At 49.4% G+C, this 1,657-nt stretch carries 1 protein-coding gene; it reads right to left on the bottom strand.

Annotated elements, in window-relative coordinates:
- Positions 1 to 69 precede the first annotated feature (69 nt).
- On the bottom strand, positions 70 to 1,476 hold the full coding sequence (locus QW71_RS35945) for a transposase (RefSeq protein WP_052770601.1): 1,407 nt from the start codon (positions 1,474 to 1,476) through the stop codon (positions 70 to 72).
- Between the last annotated feature and the right edge of the window lie 181 nt (positions 1,477 to 1,657).

Genomic DNA, 1,657 nt, shown 5'->3' with positions numbered 1-1,657 from the left:
GAGTCAATTTCATAATTCAGTTGGCTGAATAGCAAGACTTGGCCAAAATCCAAGGTCGTTTTTTAAAAATTAGGCCACTTGCTGGGAGTTTCTCAACTGCTGGTTCAACTTGTCTAACGCAAATTTACTCAGATTGTAAGCTAGCGTACTGAGCTGGAAATCGACACTTGCCCGGACGCCGCGGTGACGTGTGCGTTTCATTCCAAAATACTCTTTGAGATAGGCAAAAACACGCTCCACTGCCGTACGCTTTTTGTAAAGCTCTGTAAAGCTTTCGCTCCCTCTTGCGGGATAGGTATGCTTACGTAAATCCGTTTGTATGCGGATTTTAAACACCTTTTGACAGCCGGAACCGGAAAGCGGACAGCCTTTGCACTCGCTCGGCTGGGTATACTTCAGCGTTTTGTACTTGGCATCAAAACTGTCGTAACGGTAGGCATGCCCTTGGGAGCATACCGGAGTGTAATCCAGGTTCATTCCCTCGGGCGGATCTTTGCGGTGAATCATGGGAATCGCCGGATAGGCGCCTAACGAATGAATCAACTGGTAGATGGCCGTGCAGTCGTACCCTTTGTCGCCCAAAATATGCTTTACCTTCAGCATAGGAAACTTCAGGAGCAGGCCTTTGAGAAGGATGACGGCCATGCGCTGGTCATTCGGATTCGCCGAACTCCAGAGGCCACTCAGGATATATTGGCAGTCCGTATCGACGAGCAAATTCGCCTTGAACCCGTAATAGCTGGTCATTCGGCCCTTCGTATTTTTCTTGTCACAACGCGCGGCATGCCGGGGCAACGCAGCCAGCAGTTCGTCATATGTGTAGGGCAACATCGCTTCAATGGTTTTCTGAAACGGTCCAAGACTCTGTTCATAGGCATCCAGTTCCTGGCGCCGGCGTTCCTTTTCAGCATTAGACGGACGTCCACGCTTGGTGTACACGGGTTTCTTTGGTGGCTCGTTTACAGCCTTAGGCTCAGGCTCGGGAAGTTCGAACTGAAGTTGCTGGATTCCTGGAGCCTCGCTTGGCTTTTGCCCCCGGCGAGCCGCACGGCGCTTGGAGGCCGATTCGCTAAATTGGCAATCCCAAGCCTCGACCATGGAGGAATCCACGGCAATATGTGTGCCAGTCACAAAGCCTTCTTCTAGGGCAGACGTCACCAAGGTATCCTGAAGTTTTTCAAGCATCCCCGTTTGCTCCAGCGCATGAATCAAACGGGAATACGAGGCTTGGCTTGGAATATTGTCGGAGCCACTAAACCGGCACTGTACTCGAAATTCGTTGCTATGGGTCAGTCGGCGGGTCAATGCAGAGACAAACTCAATGTTCTCCATTTTTGCGATAAGCAGCGAGTAGATCATGGCAGGTACGTTTAGTTTTTCCGGCCGTCCGCGATGGTTCTTTTTCCCCAGTGCCAACAAGACCGGTGCCAGATTTAAGTGTTCAAAGATTTGACTATATTTATCTTCTGGGTGCATCAGGAGCAATTCCTCAAAGGAAAACAGCTCTTCTTGTCGAATAGAATAGATAGGGATTACCTCTTTTCATTCTCGGGTGTTGGTTTCGTCACCTATATCTTCGAGAATTTGGGGAGGTACTCCTTTTTCTATGCTCAAAAAAACCGCTCCCAGCAAGGGTTTGGAATTATGAAATTGTCTC

It is taken from the genome of Paenibacillus sp. IHB B 3415 (assembly GCF_000802655.2).
GTDB classification, from domain to species: domain Bacteria; phylum Bacillota; class Bacilli; order Paenibacillales; family Paenibacillaceae; genus Paenibacillus_AQ; species Paenibacillus_AQ phytohabitans.
This window is presented reverse-complemented; position numbering and strand designations above follow the sequence as displayed.

Bases quoted from the DNA above. Each gene is read 5' to 3' on its own strand.
- QW71_RS35945 (WP_052770601.1), bottom strand. From the start codon at position 1,476: ATGCACCCAGAAGATAAATATAGTCAAATCTTTGAACACTTAAATCTG.